Raw genomic sequence first — 17,210 nt, forward strand, 5'->3', positions numbered from 1 at the left:
CGGCAGCAGCCCCCTGACCTGGTGTGATGTGGTGGTCTCGCGGACCCGGGCTCCGGCCGGACGGCCGGGTCGCTACGGTGATGCTCGGCGCTTCGGCGCCTTCGGCGGTCACCAGGGCGATAGCTGCGCCCTGGTGGCCACCGGAGAGACCGACTGCTTTGGTTGCTCTCTGTCACTGCTTCGGTGATGCTGGGCCGCCGCCACGCGCCCTGTCGGAGCGTCGGCGGGCGGGCCGGTCTCAGCCGGTCTTGCGGTAGCGGCCCCGCGCGGTCTCAAGGCGCCGCGCGGCCGTCGCCCGGCTCTTGCCAATGACCTCCTCGGCGTCATCCAGTGAGACCTTGTCCGCGCCGCCCCGGCGGTGCATGAGACTGAGCAGCGCGGTGATCTCGCCCTCGATCTCGGCGTCCTGGGCGGAGGCGCGCTTCCTGGTCTCACCGCCGCGCTTGGCGAGCGCGTTGCCCGATCCGGCCTCACCGTCGGTCTCACGCTCTGACCTGCCGGTCTCACACTCGCCACCGCCGGTCTCAACCAGTCGCATCGGGCGGCCGGTCTCACGGCCGCCGGTCTCACCGGGGCCGGACTCGATCTCACGCGGGTCTCGCGCACCGTGCGGGTCGGTGCCCGTCTCAGGTGACAGTGCTGCGAGGTCGTCGCTGAGACTGCCGTACACGGAGTCGTCGGTCTCACCGTCGTCCTCGGTGGTTTCGGTCTCACCGGGGTCGGTCCCGCCCTCGCCGTGCTCGGTCTCACCGTCGGAGGTGATGCGGTGCAGGCGCCACATCACCCACGGCGCGATGGCCGCGACCGTCACAATGAGCCACCACAGCGGCTTGCCCTTGTCGGGGCCATCGGTGTGCACGCCGACCAGGCCGGCTGCCGCCAGGTGGTAGACGGCGTTCGCGCCGACCATCAGGAGGATCGCGCCGAGCACGTCCTTGTGCCGGCGGAACGACTGGACGACGTAGACGTCGATCGACAGGGGCAGCGCCCAGGCGACCTCCGCGGGCCAGCCCGACATCCGGGCGAGCGCGAACTCGCCGCTGGCGGTGAGGACGATCGTCGCGGCGAGCGCGACGCGCGGCCCCCAGGTATCGACGAACACCTGGCGGACCCGGGTCTTGGCGACCAGGGCCTCGGCCTGCTCGGCCTCCTCACGGATCGCCGCCAGCCGGGCCTGCGCGTCGACCTGCTGCCGGGCACCGGAACCGAGTACCTCGCGCACCCGGTCCTCGGCGTCGCCGACCAACTGCCGGGCCTGCCCCTCGGCATCGGCCAGCCGTTCGGCCGCGGCGTCCTCCGCCTTGCGAATCAGCCCGGACGCCGTCGCCTCCGCCCGCGCCCTCACCTCGGCGACCGCCTCCTCCGCCTGCCCCTGGACGGCACACAACGTCTCAGCCGCCTCCTGCTCGCGCTGCTCAGCCTCCGCCCCGGCGGCCGCCAGCAGCCCGTCCGCCTGTTCCCTCGCCCGGTCCAGCAGCTGCGCCGCCTCCTCCTCGGCGGCGTCGACCGCCGCCCGGGCCTGGCCGCGCATCTGCTTCGCGTCGGCCTCGGCCTCCTCGCGCGCCTTGGCCGCCAACTCGCGCCGGGCCTCGGCGTCCTGCTCGGCCGCGGCCACCAAGTCGGCCGCCTGCTTCTTGGCCTCGGCGACCAGGTACTCGGCGTGCTCGGCGACCTGCTCGGCCTCCGCCCGCGCCTGCTCCTTGACCCGCTCGGCGTCGGCGATGATCTGCCGCGCCCGGTCCCGGGCCGCGCCGACGATCCGCTCGCCCTCGGCCTCCGCCTCGGACTGGAGCTTCTCAGCGGCCTGGCGGCGGCGGGCGACGGTCTGCTCGGCCGCGGCGAGGTCGCCGTCGGCGATGGTGCGGGCCCGGGCCACCGTGTCCTCGGCCGCCGCGATCTGCTGCTCGGTCAGCGACTGGAGCCTGGCGACGTGCTGCTCGGCGGCGGTGCGCTGCTTGACGGCGTCGGCGAGCTCGTCGCGGGCGGCGGTCAGCCGGTCCTCCAGCTCGGCGGACCTGGCCCGCGCCTGCTGCTCGGCGGCGGCCAGGACGGTGCCGGCCTCGGTCCGGACGTCCTCGGCGTGCTGCTCGGCGTCGGCCACCTTCTGGCGGGCCTCGGCGAGCAGCTGGTCGGCGTCGGCCTGCGCGGCGGTGCGCAGCTGCTCGGCGTCGGTGCGGGCCAAGGCCAGCAGGGCGGCGGCCTGGTCGGTGGCCGGGTCGCGGGGAGCGGGCACGGTGGTGTCGGCCGGGGCGGTCTTCGTCGGCGGCGGAGTGGTGGTGGGTTTGGCCGCGGTGGTGCGGCGGGCGGGGGTACGGGTGCGGGCGGCCACGAGGGCTCCTCCTTATATAGGGGCGCGGGGGCTGGTGCGTCGGGCACCGTCGAACGGCGCCGCGCCCGCGCCTGGTGGTGCTGGGCGCGGGACGGCGGCGAACGACAGCAACCGATGTGCTCGGGTCGCGGCGTCAGGCCGGCTGGCCCACGCGCGGGGCGCGGTAGTCGATGTAGTGGGCGCCGAGCAGCTCCAGCAGGGCGGGCAGGCTAGCCACCGGGCTCAGGTCCCGGCTGCTGCTGTGGCTGTCGAGCAGGCAGATCCGCTCGGGCTCGGCGAAGTAGTGGGACCGGCTGGTGCGGAGCTTGGTGCGGCCGGGGTGGTAGTGCAGCCACCGGCCGTCGCCGAGGTAGTGGACGGCGCTGCCGTCCGGGTAGCCGGTCCAGCGCTCGGCCAGCGCCAGGCCCAGCGTGTTCTCCTGGTCGAGGTGCTTCTCGGCGTAGTCGGCCGCGTGCATCTCGGCCTCGTCGCGCACGCCGGTGTCGACGTGCCGCAGGACGGCGGCCAGGTCGCCGTCGACCGGCGGCTGCGGCGGCTCCCAGCCGGCGGCCTGGGCGGCGAGGATGGTGACGGCCGCCTCCAGCTCGCACTCGGTGTCGAGCAGACGGCGCCGGGTCTCGGTCCAGGTGGCGGTGCGGATCAGACGGAACACAGGGTCTCCTCGTGATCGTGGAACCGGTGCGTCGGGCACCGTCGAACACCGCCGCCCCGCACCCGGTGGAGCCCGGGTACGGGGCGGCGGCGAACGACAGCAACCGAGGCGGTCAGATCCGGTTGGGCTGGAGGTCGAAGAAGAGGGTCGAGGCGCCGGCCAGCTGCGGGCTCTGGCGGACCATCTCGCCGATCAGCCACGTGTAGAGGTCGTGACGGGTCATCCCGGTCGGCGAGCAGGTGCCGGAGGACGTGGAGACCATGTAGCCGCCGCCGTGCGGCAGCGGCTTCTGAAGGGTCATGACGTAGTGGTGGGTGCCCTGCGACTGCGTAGCGGCGGTGGGGGGCTGGGCGGAGGCGGTGATCTGGGACATCGGGCTGCTCCTGTGGTCGGAGGGGGTCGTGCGGGGGGTGTCAGCGCTCGCGGCCGGGGCGGTCGCCGAATGTGTGGTGGATCTCGACGGGCTGCTCACCGGCCTGCACGTAGGTGCCGCCAGCACCGTTGAAGGTGATGCGGTCTCCGAAGGTCTGGTCGCCGGCGGTGTAGTTGCCGACGGTGCTGGCCTGGACCAGGACGCCGCCTCCTGTGCGGAGGCCGGGGCGGTCCCGGCGCTCCCCATCACCCCCGGCCGTCCGGTGCCGCACCAGGGGTGCAGGCCGGACGGCCGGGGGATCAGGGCAACCACGGGGCTGCTTACGCCGGGTTCAGCCGTCGGCGCGGGCGCGGTTGCGGGCGGCGCGGCGCTTCATCGCGCGACGCTCGTACTCGCTCATACCGCCCCAGACGCCGGCGTCCTGGCCGGTCTCCAGGGCCCACTCCAGGCACAGCTCGATGACCGGGCAGCGCCGACACACGGCCTTGGCCTCCTCGATCTGCAGCAGAGCAGGACCGGTGTTCCCGATCGGGAAGAACAGCTCCGGGTCCTCTTCGCGGCACACCGCGCGGTGACGCCAGTCCATGCGCTTCTCCTTCTTCTCGTGTGGTGGTGTGCTCAGGCGGCCTGGGGGGAGCGGGCGGTGCGCGCGAGCTCGTGGAGCGCGGCGACGGTGCCGGGGTGGGCGGCCTCGTCCAGAACGTGGCGCTGCTCCAGGAGCGCGCCGCCCTCGGCCGGGCGGGCCAGGGTGTGCTCGGCCCAGAACTGGAGGGCCTGCTCGCCGGGCTCGGCGACGACCTCGCCCTCCCAGGCGGTGCAGTGCGTGCGGATCCTGGTCTCGCCGAGGGTGCGCACGGTGATCTGCCAGGTCGGCCACTCGGCGCGCGGGCCCGGGTCGACGGCCAGGACCTCGTAGACGGGGTCGAAGGGGCTGGTGCGGTAGAGCCCGCCGACGCGGCGCGGGCCGATCTGGCGGGCGACCCACCGCCGGTAGCCGGCGGCGTCGTAGTACGCGCGGCGGGCGGGAGTAGCGGTACGAGCGCGGTGCTTCATGAATGGCCTCCGGCCGGGAAGTTCGCGGGGCGCCGCTGCGCCCCAGGGCCGGGGTCCGGTCCGGGGGCGCAACGGGCGAGGGGTGCGGTGTCACTTCTGCTTCTGGGCCTGGGCGCGCTGGTGCATCTCGCGTGCGCGGCGCAGGAGTTCGTCCATCTGCTGGCGGGTCCAGGCGTCGTCTTCGGCGCTCACCGGCGGCCCTTCGGCGGGGCCGGGGGAGCGGGCGGGGTGGGGGCGGGGGTGCCGGCGCCGTTGGCGTACGCGCGGCAGACGGCGAGGTCGGTGGTGGTCACTGGGCGCCTCCCTGGCTGGCGGTCTGCTGCTGGCGCAGCTGCTCGGCGAGCTGTCGTTCGGCGATGGCCTGCGCTTCCAGGCGGGCCAGCTGGTCCTGGATCTGGCGCTGCAGCTCGGCTGCGGCCTGGGCGTCCACGGTCAGCCGGCCAGGGGGAGCGTGCCGAGGAGGCCGGCGAACGCGTGGCTGGAGACCGCCGGGCGGAGGGGGCGGGCGGGGGCGGGCACGACGGGGGTGGTCTCGGCGAGCGCGTCGAGGTCGACGGGGGTGGCGGTGCGGCGGGCGGGGTGGGCGATGCCGGCCGTGTGCTCGCGGGCCCGGACGGCGCGGACCTTGCGGACCGCGCTGTCGAGCAGGGCGATCAGGCCGTCCAGGCCGTGGCGGCCGGTGGGGTAGTGGCCGGCGGCGACGGCCAGCCACACTTCCTGGGTGATGTCCTCGTCCAGGTCGATCGCGGCCGGGCTGATCGCGGCGAGACGCTCGGTCGCGGCGGCGAGGAGCCGGCCGGAGTAGCGGGTGTAGAGGTCCTCGAGGTCGGGGGCGGTGGGTGCCATGATGGTGGTCACGGTCGGGGTTCCTCTCGTCTACTGCGGTGGGTTGGGACGGCCGAACAAGGCCCCGGGGCTGGACCCCCGGGGCCTTCTTGCTGCTCTGTGCTGCGTACGAGCAGCCACGGCCGCCGCCCACCCCGTCGTGCTCGGGGTGGGCGGCGGCCGTGGTTGTTCGTGCTGATGCCGGGTCAGGCGGCGGTGGGGTGCAGCGTCATCCTCGGGGCCTCGATGCCGCGGATCGGACCGATCGAGTCCACCAGCGGTGCGGCGCGCTCGGCGTCGGTCTCCTCGACGACCTTCGCCACCTCCTTCCACAGCACCGTGCGCTGCCGGGCCTGCGCGTTGCGCTCGCTGGCCGTGGGTTCGTCGGCCGCCGGCCGGGCGGTGGCCATCAGGTGCACCGGGCCGGCCGGTGCGGGCAGCGGCTTGTAGTGCTGGGTGGCCGCTCGGCGCGTCTCGGCCGACAGGGCGTCGAGTTCCTGGCGGCGCAGGCGGGCGAGCCACCGATCCGGCGTCAGGTCGACCTCGACCTTGCGGTGGCCGCCGGGACAGTTGCCGGTCGTGCCGCGCTCGTGGGTGATCACCTTGAGGTCGGTCGTCCCGACGACGCGGCGCCAGGTGTCGCAGTCCGGGCAGACGATCGACGCTCGCGCCATGTCGATGTTGGCCGGGTTGAGCTGGCTGAGCTTGAGGGGCTTGAGGCCATAGGTGCGGCGGGAGCGGGTGCGGGTCGACATCGGGATCCTCCCGGGACGGTCGAGGGGGAGAGGGGGAGAGGCTGCTGCTCTCTCCGCCCGCCAGGCCCGGCCGATGGCCGGTGTCCTGGCGGACAGGCAGCGCAGCACGCTGCTCAAAGGTCGTTCGGTGTTGCTATGAGGTACAGCCGTCCGGCACTTGGGGGAGCTAGAGCATCACCCCTGGACCCGCCACCGCCCGAAGACGGCTGACAACCGCTGTTTTACGACTTAGAGGGCAGAAACTAGTCGATCTAGATTGACTAGTCATTGCCCGCTGCAATGAAGCATGCACGGCCTGCGACGCCCCGTCAAGCGCATCGGCTATATTGACTAGTCATTGCGAGAGAGGTAGACATCTGTCATGGCAGTCAGCAGTAGGGCAAGGGCCCTCTACCAGCGCATCGCGGACAAAATCCGCTCCCAGATCGCCGACGGAACCCTCGGGCCCGGCACGCGGCTGCCTACAGAAGCGGAGATCGCAGCCGAGTGGAACACCACCCGCTCGACGGCCGTGCAGGGGCTGCGGGTCCTGGTGAACGAGGGCCTCATCATCTCCGACCGTCCCCGCGGCTACTTCGTCCGCAGCCGCCGACCGATGGTCTACCGGCCCCAGGCAGAGTTCATGAAGAGGCCCCTGTCCCCGGAGATGGACTCCTTCCTCAACCAGATGGCGCAGGAGGGCCGCGAGGCCGGTCAGCACATCGAGGTGAGCGTGGTGGTCCCGTCCTCGGAGGTTCGGAGCCGGCTGCAGCTTGATGAAGGCGAGTTGGTGGCGGTTCGCCGACGCGTCCGCTCCATCGACGGTGTCCCGTACCACACCAACGACAGCCACTTCCCTCTGCACCTGGTGCAGGGCAGCGAGATCATGAACCCCGACGACATCCCCCGCGGCGCGAACGTCGTGCTGGCGGAGCTGGGGTACGAGCAGGTCCGGGCGCTGGACGAGATCCAGGTGCGGATGCCGACCCCGGACGAGTCCGACCGACTCCAGCTCGGCCCCGGCACGCCCGTGGGTGTTCACCTCTGCACCGGCTACACCGAGGAAGGCCAGCCCATCCGCGTCGTCGTCAACGTTCTCCCGGGCGACCGGCACGTCATCACCTACGAACGGAGCAAGCCGAAGTTGAGCAGCGCTCCGATCATCCGGATGGCCACCGAGAACGATCTGGAGACGGTGGTGAACTTGTGGGGCCACGCGGCCGCCTGGCTGGCCGAACGTGGCACGGAGCAGTGGCAGTACCCCCCACGGGCCGAGCGCATTGCGGAGAACATCGCCGCAGGCGAGTGCTGGGTCGTGGAGGACGAGGGCGCACCGGTGGCGACCGTCACCGTGGATGACCACGCCGACCCCGACTTCTGGAGCCCGGAGGAAGTCGCCAGTTCCGCTCTGTACGTGCACCGCATGGTCGTTCGCCGTGACGTCAGCGGCCTGGAGCTCGGCTCGGCGCTGCTCGACTGGGCCAGCACCCGAGCCGCCGAGCAGGGCAAGCAGTGGCTCCGACTTGACGCGTGGCGCGACAACACCGACCTCCAGGCCTACTACAGCAACCGCGGATTCACCCACGTCCGCACCGTCGACGTGGCAGGCCGGGGCAGTGGCGCCTTGTTCCAGCGGCCTGCTGGCCACACCCGCAACGTCGGGCCGAAACTGACGGCGAAGCCCGCTCATTGATCCCCCCTTACTAGCGCGGCTGATGATGAGGTCCATCACAGCGGCCGGGGACCTGACGGAGAATCACGCAGAGCTACAGCTTTTCTCAACGTGATTCAACATCTGGCTACACACGGGTTTTGACGGGCCGCCCATAGGGTCCGAGACATGGCGATGACAGAGGTGGTGGGGGACGTGGGAAAGAAACTGGAGCACCCGGGCTGGCAGCCGTACAAGCTGCGTGAGCAGCGGGAAGCACACGGGCTGACCCAAGAGCAGGCTGGTGAGCAGCTGCGCAAGGTTGCGGAGCAGGCCAAACTCAAGGGCGTGCCGGCCGGGAATCCGCAGACCATCAGCCAGCACGAGCTGGGCGAGGTCTATCCCGGTCCTCACTATCGGCGCGCGTATGCGCTGCTCTACCGCGCGACGGATGTCCAGTTGGGCTTTCGTGACCCGCTGCCGGGTGAGGAGGAGGCGACGTTCTCGCTGACCCCGATGGATCACAAGCACAACGGGGGCCATGTCCTCGCGGTTGAGCGGGCGCTGATGCATCTGGCTCCCGGCGCGGCCGGCGTCGACGCGATCGGCTTCCAGCAGCGGGTGATGGATGCCTGGAAGCGCCGCCACACCGGGGGTGACACGAACGCACCGACGCTCGTACTGGTCGGTGGATACGCCGGAACCGGGAAGACGGAGCTCGCGCGGTTCCTGTCCGAGCTGACCGGGTGGCCGCTGCTGGACAAGGACCCGATGTCGCGGGCGTTGGTCGAGGCGCTCTTGGTGGAGCTGGGCTCGGAGCCCAACGACCGGCAGTCGGACCTGTACCGGTCGCGGGTCCGGCCGCTGGAGTACGAGTGCCTGTTGAAGGCCGCGTACGCCAACATCGACTGCGGGATCAGCACGGTGCTGACCGCGCCGTTCATCGCGGAGATGGTCGATGAGGCGTGGATGCGACGGCTGGAGAATCGGTGCGCGGCGCGCGGGGTGAAGGTCGCTCCCGTGTGGGTGCAGTGCGACACCGACTCGATGAGGGAGTACATCGGGCAGAGGTCGGCCGCGCGAGACACCTGGAAACTGCAGAACTGGGCGGACTACGTGGCCAGCCTGGACATGAAGCTGCGCCCGGTCGTACCGCACCTGGTCGTGGACAACCGGTACGGCACTGCGGTCTCCCTCGCGGACCGGGCGCGCCTGGCGCTGGGGATGGTGGGCTGATGAGCGACCAGACCAGGCGAGCTGGCGTGCTCCTGTACGGGCCGCCCGCCTCCGGTAAGGACACCGTCACCGCGGCGCTGGCGCAGCACGACCAGCGCTACCGGCAGTTCGAGCGGCTGAAGGTGGGCGCAGGCAAGGCGGCCAGCTACCGGATGGGCACCACAGAGCAGTTGGCGAAGCTGGAGGCGACGGGCGACGTCGTCTACGCGAACTCGCGGTACGGCAACACCTACGTCGTCGACCAACCGGGACTGGACGCGGCCTTCGAGGCCGGAGTACCAGTGGTGCATCTTGGGCAGGTCGACGGGGTCCGCGCGCTGCTGGACGGCTACCAGGCCGAGTGGCTGAGTGTCCTGCTGTGGTGCCCCCGGGAGGTGACCGCCGACCGGTCGGCAGGGCGCGGCGACGGGGACACCCCGGCGCGTCTGGCGGCCTGGGAGGCGACCCAGGCAGACCTCGACGCCAACCCTGGGTTCCGCTTCGACCTCGTGATCCGGACCGACACCGTCCCCTCCGGGCAGGCCGCCGAACAGATCGTCCAGGCGCTTGCATCGCGTGGCCGGCGTCTGTTGATGGTCGACTTCGACGACACCCTGATCGACCGACTCTCGGCAGTGTCGGCCTGGGTATCTGGTTACTGCTCCGGTCATGGCCTGGCGCCAGAGGTCAAGGAGCGGATGCTCGACGCTATGTGTATCCGAACCGACCTGAGTACGTTCGAGAGCCTGCGCTCGGAGCTCGGCCTGCTGGAGTCAGCCGCCGAGCTCTGGGCGCGGTACGAGCCGGAGCTCGCCGCGTCGGTGAAGCCGTTCCCCGGTGTGGTGGAAGCGCTGACCGCCGTACGGGACGCTGGCCACCAGGTCGTCGTCGTCACCAACGGCGGCGCCCAGATTCAGCACGCCAAGCTGAGGGCCTCCGGTATCTCCGACGTGGTCGACGCCGTGTGCATCTCCGAAGAGATCGGCGTCCGGAAACCGGGGCACGGGATCTTCGAAGCCGCGGCCGCCAGCGTCGGTCGGAACCTCTCCCAGGGGGGGTGGATGATCGGCGACAACGCCGACCTCGACATCGTCGGCGGCCGGAACGCCGGACTACGCACCATCTGGATCTCGCACGGCCGGGACTGGCCGGGCGGCGCGGAGCCGGACTTCATCGCGCGGACCGCTATTGAGGCCTTCGCTCACGTTGTGGGAGGTGCGCGGTGACGACGACTCAACCTGTCCTCGCAGTGCTGCATCCGGGCAGCATGGGCGCGGCCGTCGCAGCCTGCGCGGCGTCGGCCGGAGTCCAGGTCTTGTGGTGCCCGGCCGGGCGCAGCGCCGCAACCGTGCAGCGTGCCGCGCGGGCCGGGCTGGAGCCAGTGGCCGAACCTCACGAGCTGCTCCAGCGCGCCGAGGTCGTGCTGAGCCTGTGCCCGCCGGCCGTTGCCGAGGACGTCGCCCACGATGTTGCCGAGCACGGCTTCACCGGGGTCTACGTCGAAGGCAACGCAATCAGCCCGGAACGGGCCGAACGGATCGCCGGCCTTGTGGGGCACAGTGCTCGCGCGGTCGTCGACGGCGCGGTGATTGGGTCGCCGCCGGTCGGTGGCAAGACCACCCGGCTGTTCCTGTCCGGCCCGGCTGACGCGACCAGTCTGGTCGCCAGGATCTTCGCTGACACCTCGGTGTTGACGCCTGTCCTGGGCGAGGAGATCGGTCAAGCCAGCGGGCTCAAGGTGGCGTACAGCACGTACCAGAAGGCGAGCCGGGTGTTGGCCGCGCTCGCGTACGCCCTGGGCCAGCACCACGGCGTCGGCCAGGCGCTGCTGGATGTCGCCGGCGCGCGGCAGGGCAGCTACCTGGTCGAGACCGACTACATCTCCAAGACCGCGTCGAGGGCGTGGAGATGGGCACCCGAGCTGGAGGAGGCCGCCGACACGCTGCGCGCTGCGGGCCTCCCGGACGAGGTGATGCGCGCGGTCGCTGGCACGCTCCGGTATTGGACGGATGCGAAAGACAACGGCGGTATCTCGGTGGAGGACGCCCTGGAGACGCTGAGGGGGTCCGTCCGATGAAGGGTTTGTCGGGCCGTCGGATCGTTGGGGTGTCAGGTCGACACGGTGTGTCCGCCGCTACTCTCCGAGTTGTCCACAGGGGTAGGCTTGCCCCGTCAGTGATCCAAAATGAACTTTGCCGCCCGGACCTTGAGCAAGTCCGGACGGCATCAGAGTGGATCGGCGCCCTCTGCCGGGGGCCCGTCCCGGTCGACCACGCGGAAGGTGGTGACGTGATGCAGGGTACCCGTACCCGCCACCAAGCACACACGCGGCACCCCGCCGTAGAGGCGACCGGTTCGAGGTCGCTCCGGCGGGGTGCCGTCGTCGTATGCGGACACACCTCTCCCCCGAAGGGGTTGGTGTGGTGACTTAGACCAACGGGGCGCCGGCCTTTGGCGAGGCCAGCAACCCCAGGGCCGCTTCCAGTGGGACCAACCACTGGACTGCGGTCTTACGTGATCCGTCCGATTTGACGATCGGACGAGGGCCCGGAACGGGCTCCGGCTTGGCGGCCGGGGCCCGGGAAGGACGCAGTGCGGTTCTAGGCGAACCAGCCCCCCGAGGGGGTGCCTTGCAGTACCGGCTCCTGGGAGGGAGCCGTCTTGCCGTACCCCCGCGAGGGGGCCCGTTGCCGACCCGCAACCGCGGGCCGGTCCTGTTGCCTTCGCAGCAGCTAACTAGAAAGGCTCTGCCATTTTGCAGCAGCTCACAGCCCCGTTCCAGTCCCGCCGTGCCCCCGTGGCGGCGGGTGGTGTCCCCGGTTTGAGCTCGGACGATGCGATCCGGGAGGGGGGTGATCTCTCCTCCCCCGTTCCTGCCTTGGGTTCTGTCTGGGGACCGGTTGGCGGACCGGTTGTCGAATCCGCCGCGCACGCTGTCGACAATGTGATGCACATCACTCGTTCGGGTGAGGCTTTGGGTGTCACACGGTCGGGTCCGGGCCGTGCGGTTCCGGCCGTGCCGGTCGTTCCTGGCCAGCGGTCCGGCGGATCAGCGGAGACCGCAGTCCCCTCGCGCACCGGGGAAGCCGACGTGGAGACCGCGTTCGGCACTCGCTTCCCGGTCGCCTGGCTCGCCCGGTTCACCGGGGACCAGATCCGGGCTGTGACCGTGGTGGGCGACTACTGCCGCAGCAAGGCCGGGTACTGCTGGGCGTCGAACGCGACGATCGCCGGCGGGCTGGGCCTGCACGAGAAGACGGTCGCGGCGCTGCTGCGCGAGGTTGAGGGCGTCCTGGTGGAGTGCGAGCACCGGCCGGGTGGGACGATCGCCCGCAGGGTCGAGCAGGCCAGCCGGGACGTGCGCGCGGTGTGGATCTCGGCGTTCGCCCGGAACCTGCTGGCCGGCACCAGGTTCAAGGTCTACTGCGCGCTGGCCTACCGGGAGCACCTGAAGACAACGACCTCGGCGAAGCAGTTGGCCGTGCTGTGCGGGCTGCGAGCCGAGACCGCCCGCGTGGTTGCGGCGCAGCTGGTGGTGGAGGGCTGGGTCAGCCGGGAGGGAGAGCGCGGCGGGGCGTACCGGTACGCCGTGCACGCGGCGCCGTTGGTCGGCGTGGTGACGCAGGAAGCGCTGTTCGCGCAGCCCCAGCAGGCCCGTCCGCAGGCGGAGCCGACCGATGTCGAGGTGGTCACGGAGGTGTTCGGCTGCCCGGGTCAGCTCGACCTGTTCTCCCTGGTGGAGTCGGTGGAGACCCCCCTCGTTTCGGTTCCACCCTCCCCCCTCGATCTGACTCCGCCCTCCCCCCTCGTTTCGGCTCCACAATCAAGCTCTCTTGATCAAGCTCTTGTGAACAAGCCCCTGTGCGCCGTTGGTGGTTGCGGTTCCGGCGTAGCCGAAGCGTCCGTACCGCGCGACACCCGCGCGTGCGAGGGCCGCTCCGAGCCGGCGGATTCGTTGTCCGCCGTCGCCGAGCAGGCCGCCGTCGTGGCCCGTGTGGTCGCGGCTTCGCCGGAACCGCAGAAGACCCCCAGCGCGACCACGACCAACCCCACGAACGGGACTCCCGCTCTGCCGCCGATGACGGTCAGCGCCGAGGTCCACCAGGTGCTGCGCTTGGTGCCGGACCTGGTGGACCGGATGAACCGCTGGCAGCAGCGGGAGGCGGCCCGGGCGATCGGCCAGGCGATCCGCGAGGTCGGCGGCGACGTCGAGCGCGTCGCCCAGCGACTGGAGCGCCGGTACGTCCTGGAGCGCGACGAGATCCGCGACCCGTACGCCTGGCTCGCCGTCCCCGGACGCAACCGCGGCCTCGTCCGGCGCGGCTGCCACCTGCCCACCTGCGAGTCCGGCACGGACGTGGAGCGCGGCGGCGAGTGCCAGACCTGCGCCTACCACGTCGAAGGCGCCCAGCACCGGCACGCGATCCGCCGCCAGGCCGAGCGGGAACAGGCCAGGACCCACACCGCGCCGGTGCCGACGCCGACGGACACCCTCGACCTCGTCGACCAGGCCGAGGAACAGCTCCCGGTCTACTGCGACCGGCACGTGCGGACCGTGCTGCCGTGCGGCCTGTGCACGCCGCTGCTGGACCAGCCCGCCCTGCCCAAGGTCCCCCGGGCGATCGGCGGCGCCGAACTGCCCCCCGTCACCGTCCCGGCCTGGATGACCGAGGACCACTCCGAGGGCATCAGCCTGCGCGAGCAACTGGCCGCCCGCCGCCGTGAGCGCGAACTCGTCGGGAGCCGCTGATGACCACGTCCACCGGGGCCGACCTCGCCCGCACGGCTCTGCGCGCCGCCCGCCAGGCCGCCCGCACCAGCGGCAACGCCCCCGCCCAGCGCACCACCCGGCAGACCACGGCCGCACTGCGGCGAGGCCCGCGCGAACCCGAGCCGATCGCCGACGTGTTCCTCGCCCTGGTCGCCGCCCACGGCTGGACCCTCGGCACCGCCGGCGGAGGCCTGCGCGACCGCTGGCCCTCGATCGTCGGCGCCGAGGCGGCCGCCCACTGGCACCTCGCCGGCTACGACCCGACCACCCGCCGCCTACGCGTGGTCGCCGACTCCCCGGCCTGGGCCGCCCAACTGCGCCTGCACCTGCGCCGCATCCTCACCGACCTCGACCAGCTGCGCCCCGGCACCGTCCGGGCCATCGACGTCCGCGTCGGCCCCGCCCCCGCGGTGCAGCACGACCAGGACCCCGACGACCGGGTCACCCGCCGCGACGACCGGCCCGCCGCGCAGCCCGCCCGGCCCCCGCTCGCCGACCACACCGCCTACCAGGACCTGCGCCGCCGAATGCGCGAGGACGCCGCCGCCCGCCAGGCCGCACTCGATGAGGCCGCCGCCAACCGGGAGGCGATCCTGCGCGAGCACTACAACCGGCTGCGGGAACCCGAGGACGCCCACCGGCCCACGATCGAGGACGCCCCGGCCGCCGACACCGACGAGCACGCCCGCCAGCAGCGCGAACGCCACCGAGCCGCCCTCGCCGTCGCCCGCGCCACCTTGGCCGGGGCGATCCCGCTGCGCACCGCCCGCCCGGCCCCGCCGCAGGCCGGAGCGGCGTGAGCCGCAACCAGCCTCGCTCGTTCGGGGAAAGCCGGGACAACCGCGCGCCGGTGCGACAAGGTGGCCGCGACAACCCGTTCGCCGGACCCGGCCCGGGCCGCACCAGATCAGCAGCGAGGTGGACGCGCGTGAGCGAGCACGACCCGGACGGCGCCGGCCCGGCCTTCGAGGTGCCCCACGACCTGCGTGCCGAGCAGCTGCTCCTCGGCACGACGATGCGCTCCAAGGACGCGGTCGCCGATGTCGTCGAGATCCTGCGCCCGGCCAGCTTCTACCGAGTAGCCCACGAGCTCATCTACAACGCGGTGCTGGAGCTCTACGCGGCCGGGGAGTCCACCGACCCGATCAAGGTTGCCGGGAAGCTGACCGAACAGGGCCTGCTGGCGAGGGCCGGCGGCCGGGGCTACCTGCACAAGCTCGTCGACATGGTCCGCAGCACCGCCGAAGCCGAAGCCCTGGCCCTCCTGGTCGAGGACAAGGCGCTGCGCCGCCGGCTGATCGAGGCAGCAACGCGCATCGACCGTCTCGCCTACGCCGACGCCCCCACCACTGACTTGGTCAACGCGATCCAGGCCGAGGTGTACGCCATCACCACCGGCCACAGCCCGAGCTGGGTTGAGGCGCGCCCGATGGCCGACGTCATGGAGGGCGTCCTCGACGAGGTCGAGGGCATCGGCTCGTACATCGGTGCTCCGGCCGGCCTGCCCACCGGCCTCGCGGACCTGGACGCGCTGACCAACGGCCTGCACCCCGGGCAGCTGATCGTCCTGGGCAGCCGTCCCGCCCTCGGCAAGAGCACCCTCGCGCTTACCATCCTGCGGGCCTGCTCCCTCCGCAACGGCCTACCCGCCGTGATCTACAGCCTCGGGATGGGCCGCAACGAGATCGCCATGCGCCTGCTCTCGGCGGAAAGCCGCGTCCTGCTGCACCACATGCGCTCGGGCAACATGACCGACCGGGACTGGACCCGCGCCGCCACCCGCATGCCCGAGGTCTCCTGTGCCCCGCTGTTCATCGACGACGCGCCGAACCTCACCCTCGCCGAGATCCGCTCCAAGAGTCGGCGCCTGAAGGCCCAGGTCGGCATCAAGCTCATCGTCGTCGACTACGTCCAGCTCCTCGACCAGGGCCGGCACAAGTACGGCAGCCGGTACGAGGACATCAACGAGGTCAGCCGCCGCCTCAAACTCCTCGCCAAGGAACTGCAGCTCCCTGTCATCGCGCTCTCCCAGCTCAACCGGGCGCCCGAGCAGCGCACCGACAAACGCCCCCACATCTACGACCTGCGCGACTCCGGCACCCTGGAGGACGACGCGGACCTGGTCCTCCTCCTCCACCGCGACGACGCCTACGCGCCCGACAACCGGCCCGGCGAAGCCGACCTCATCGTCGCCAAGCACCGCAACGGCCCCACCGCCACCATCACCATCGCCTTCCACCCCACGATCTCGGCCTTCACCGACCCGGGCGACCGCAGCTTCGTCCCCCACCAGGCCGACGAAGAAGACGCCCGGCCCGCGAAGGAGACGAGTGCCGACACAGCCCCGTAGCCGCACCCGCTACCGTCAACCATGCGGCCCACCGCCAACGGCGGACGCCACCACGAAGGAGGCCCAGGTGACCACCCAGCCCGACCACCAGAGCCCGGCACCGGCCCGGCCGGCCACCCTGCACGAGCTGCGCACCGCGCTCTCCCGCTACGGCCTGCCCGGAGACCGCGAGGCCTTCGAGCAGGCCCTGGCCACGGCCCTCGACTCCTCCCCGATCGGCGACCTCGCCGCCGTCGCCGAGGTGATCGCCACCTACCGCCACCGCCTCATCCTTCGCACCGACCCCGACGCCATGGCCTCCCTCGCCGCACCCATCGGCGGCCAGAAGTGGCACGCCGCCGCCGACGTCTTCGCCCGGGCCCGCGCCGCCGGCGGCGACCGGTGACCGACCAGCCCGAGCGGCCGGCCCCGCTGCACGTCTTCCTCTCCGACGCCGCCGAACACGCCCTCGCCGCGCTACGCCCCGACGAGCTCGACGCGGTCGAGAAGCTCGTCGAACGCCTGGCGATCCACCCCCGGCTCGGCATCCCGGTGCCCGGCGGCACCGACCCGGAGGTCGACGACTACACCGCCCGCACCGACCCGGCCGCCGACTCCGGAGACCGGATCAGCGTCGTCTACCGCTACCACGAGGCCATGGCCTCGGTGTTCGTCACCTGGATCATTGCCGGACCCTGACCCGCCGACAGCCCGCCCGAGAACAAGGCCGGCCCCTCACGCTCGAATCGCGAGGGGCCGGCCTTCAGCGTACGCACACCTTCCAGCCACAACCGGCGATCAGCTCCCCCGCGACCCTCAAGCCCGCCATCCTGGAGGCCAGCCTGGGAGGGGACAGATGGACTTCGAGTACGACTGCTGGTCTTGCGACGAGACGAACTCGGTGTACGGCGAACCGCTGGGCTTCTTCAGCGTCCACAGCTACAGGTTGCCCTCGGAGTGGACCTGCTACTGGTGCGACGCGATCAACATCACCCCTGACGACTGACCTCCCCCTCCACCTGTAGGTGGTATGGGCCCCGGATACGGGATTGGCCCACCCGCTGGCATCCGACCCGGGCCAGCAGATCCAAGTCAGGAGTGGGCCAGGGCGTTTGCGCGTAGGTGGTCGAGCAGGGCTTGCACCTCAGTCCTGTCGTCGCCGTCCGTGGTGAAGCTGAGGAGGGCCTGCTGGAGGACGGCACGGGCGAGGTCGCCAGCCGCTGCACGTCTTCCTCTCCGACGCCGCCGAAGCCGCCCTCGCCCAGCTGCGCCCCGGCG

General features: G+C 71.8%; 19 protein-coding genes. 10 read left to right on the forward strand and 9 right to left on the reverse strand.

Annotated elements, in window-relative coordinates:
• Positions 1-238 precede the first annotated feature (238 nt).
• The 9 genes from ACIO5D_RS33840 to ACIO5D_RS33880 form a co-directional block, all read right to left on the reverse strand.
• Positions 239-2,329, reverse strand: coding sequence for a hypothetical protein (locus tag ACIO5D_RS33840; RefSeq protein ID WP_400799850.1), 2,091 nt, complete (start codon positions 2,327-2,329; stop codon positions 239-241).
• 133 nt (positions 2,330-2,462) lie between these two features.
• Positions 2,463-2,981, reverse strand: a complete 519-nt coding sequence (locus ACIO5D_RS33845) for a hypothetical protein (protein WP_400799852.1) — start codon at positions 2,979-2,981, stop codon at positions 2,463-2,465.
• Between the two features lie 112 nt (positions 2,982-3,093).
• Entirely contained in the window at positions 3,094-3,354 is a 261-nt protein-coding gene (locus ACIO5D_RS33850; RefSeq protein ID WP_400799855.1) for a hypothetical protein, read from the reverse strand.
• Positions 3,355-3,394: 40 nt separating this feature from the next.
• A complete protein-coding gene (locus tag ACIO5D_RS33855; RefSeq protein WP_400799857.1) occupies positions 3,395-3,625 on the reverse strand; it encodes a hypothetical protein in 231 nt (76 codons plus the stop codon).
• A 60-nt stretch (positions 3,626-3,685) separates the two neighbouring features.
• Entirely contained in the window at positions 3,686-3,940 is a 255-nt protein-coding gene (locus ACIO5D_RS33860; RefSeq protein WP_400799860.1) for a WhiB family transcriptional regulator, read from the reverse strand.
• Positions 3,941-3,972: 32 nt separating this feature from the next.
• Positions 3,973-4,407 (reverse strand): hypothetical protein, encoded by a 435-nt coding sequence (locus ACIO5D_RS33865; RefSeq protein ID WP_400799863.1) that lies wholly within the window; start codon positions 4,405-4,407, stop codon positions 3,973-3,975.
• A 289-nt stretch (positions 4,408-4,696) separates the two neighbouring features.
• Entirely contained in the window at positions 4,697-4,837 is a 141-nt protein-coding gene (locus ACIO5D_RS33870; RefSeq protein ID WP_400799866.1) for a hypothetical protein, read from the reverse strand.
• A gap of 2 nt (positions 4,838-4,839) precedes the next feature.
• A complete protein-coding gene (locus ACIO5D_RS33875) occupies positions 4,840-5,265 on the reverse strand; it encodes a hypothetical protein (protein ID WP_400799869.1) in 426 nt (141 codons plus the stop codon).
• A 173-nt stretch (positions 5,266-5,438) separates the two neighbouring features.
• On the reverse strand, positions 5,439-5,987 hold the full coding sequence (locus tag ACIO5D_RS33880) for a hypothetical protein (RefSeq protein ID WP_400799871.1): 549 nt from the start codon (positions 5,985-5,987) through the stop codon (positions 5,439-5,441).
• 361 nt (positions 5,988-6,348) lie between these two features.
• Here ACIO5D_RS33880 and ACIO5D_RS33885 point away from each other — a divergent pair, with 361 nt between their 5' ends.
• The 10 genes from ACIO5D_RS33885 (at position 6,349) to ACIO5D_RS33930 (ending at position 16,938) form a co-directional block, all read left to right on the forward strand.
• Positions 6,349-7,659, forward strand: a complete 1,311-nt coding sequence (locus ACIO5D_RS33885) for a GNAT family N-acetyltransferase (protein ID WP_400799874.1) — start codon at positions 6,349-6,351, stop codon at positions 7,657-7,659.
• Positions 7,660-7,806: 147 nt separating this feature from the next.
• On the forward strand, positions 7,807-8,853 hold the full coding sequence (locus tag ACIO5D_RS33890) for an AAA family ATPase (protein WP_400799876.1): 1,047 nt from the start codon (positions 7,807-7,809) through the stop codon (positions 8,851-8,853).
• The gene (locus ACIO5D_RS33895) at positions 8,853-10,058 is read left to right on the forward strand and encodes an HAD-IA family hydrolase (RefSeq protein ID WP_400799879.1); all 1,206 of its coding nucleotides are present in this window, start codon (positions 8,853-8,855) and stop codon (positions 10,056-10,058) included. The genes ACIO5D_RS33890 and ACIO5D_RS33895 overlap by 1 nt, the downstream gene beginning before the upstream one ends.
• A complete protein-coding gene (locus ACIO5D_RS33900) occupies positions 10,055-10,909 on the forward strand; it encodes a DUF1932 domain-containing protein (protein WP_400799882.1) in 855 nt (284 codons plus the stop codon). Before ACIO5D_RS33895 ends, ACIO5D_RS33900 begins: the two co-directional genes overlap by 4 nt.
• A 1,014-nt stretch (positions 10,910-11,923) precedes the next feature.
• Positions 11,924-13,582, forward strand: coding sequence for a hypothetical protein (locus ACIO5D_RS33905; protein ID WP_400799886.1), 1,659 nt, complete (start codon positions 11,924-11,926; stop codon positions 13,580-13,582).
• Positions 13,582-14,403, forward strand: a complete 822-nt coding sequence (locus ACIO5D_RS33910; protein WP_400799889.1) for a DciA family protein — start codon at positions 13,582-13,584, stop codon at positions 14,401-14,403. Before ACIO5D_RS33905 ends, ACIO5D_RS33910 begins: the two co-directional genes overlap by 1 nt.
• A gap of 128 nt (positions 14,404-14,531) precedes the next feature.
• Complete coding sequence (gene dnaB, locus ACIO5D_RS33915) at positions 14,532-15,953, forward strand: replicative DNA helicase (RefSeq protein ID WP_400799892.1); 1,422 nt, start codon at positions 14,532-14,534, stop codon at positions 15,951-15,953.
• A gap of 67 nt (positions 15,954-16,020) precedes the next feature.
• Positions 16,021-16,338: a DUF6247 family protein gene (locus ACIO5D_RS33920; protein WP_400799895.1), complete on the forward strand. Its 318-nt coding sequence runs from the start codon at positions 16,021-16,023 to the stop codon at positions 16,336-16,338.
• The gene (locus ACIO5D_RS33925) at positions 16,335-16,631 is read left to right on the forward strand and encodes a hypothetical protein (RefSeq protein ID WP_400799898.1); all 297 of its coding nucleotides are present in this window, start codon (positions 16,335-16,337) and stop codon (positions 16,629-16,631) included. The genes ACIO5D_RS33920 and ACIO5D_RS33925 overlap by 4 nt, the downstream gene beginning before the upstream one ends.
• Positions 16,632-16,788: 157 nt before the next feature.
• The gene (locus tag ACIO5D_RS33930; RefSeq protein WP_400799900.1) at positions 16,789-16,938 is read left to right on the forward strand and encodes a hypothetical protein; all 150 of its coding nucleotides are present in this window, start codon (positions 16,789-16,791) and stop codon (positions 16,936-16,938) included.
• The last annotated feature ends 272 nt before the right edge of the window (positions 16,939-17,210 follow it).

The organism is Kitasatospora sp. NPDC087315 (assembly GCF_044744345.1).
GTDB lineage: Bacteria > Actinomycetota > Actinomycetes > Streptomycetales > Streptomycetaceae > Kitasatospora.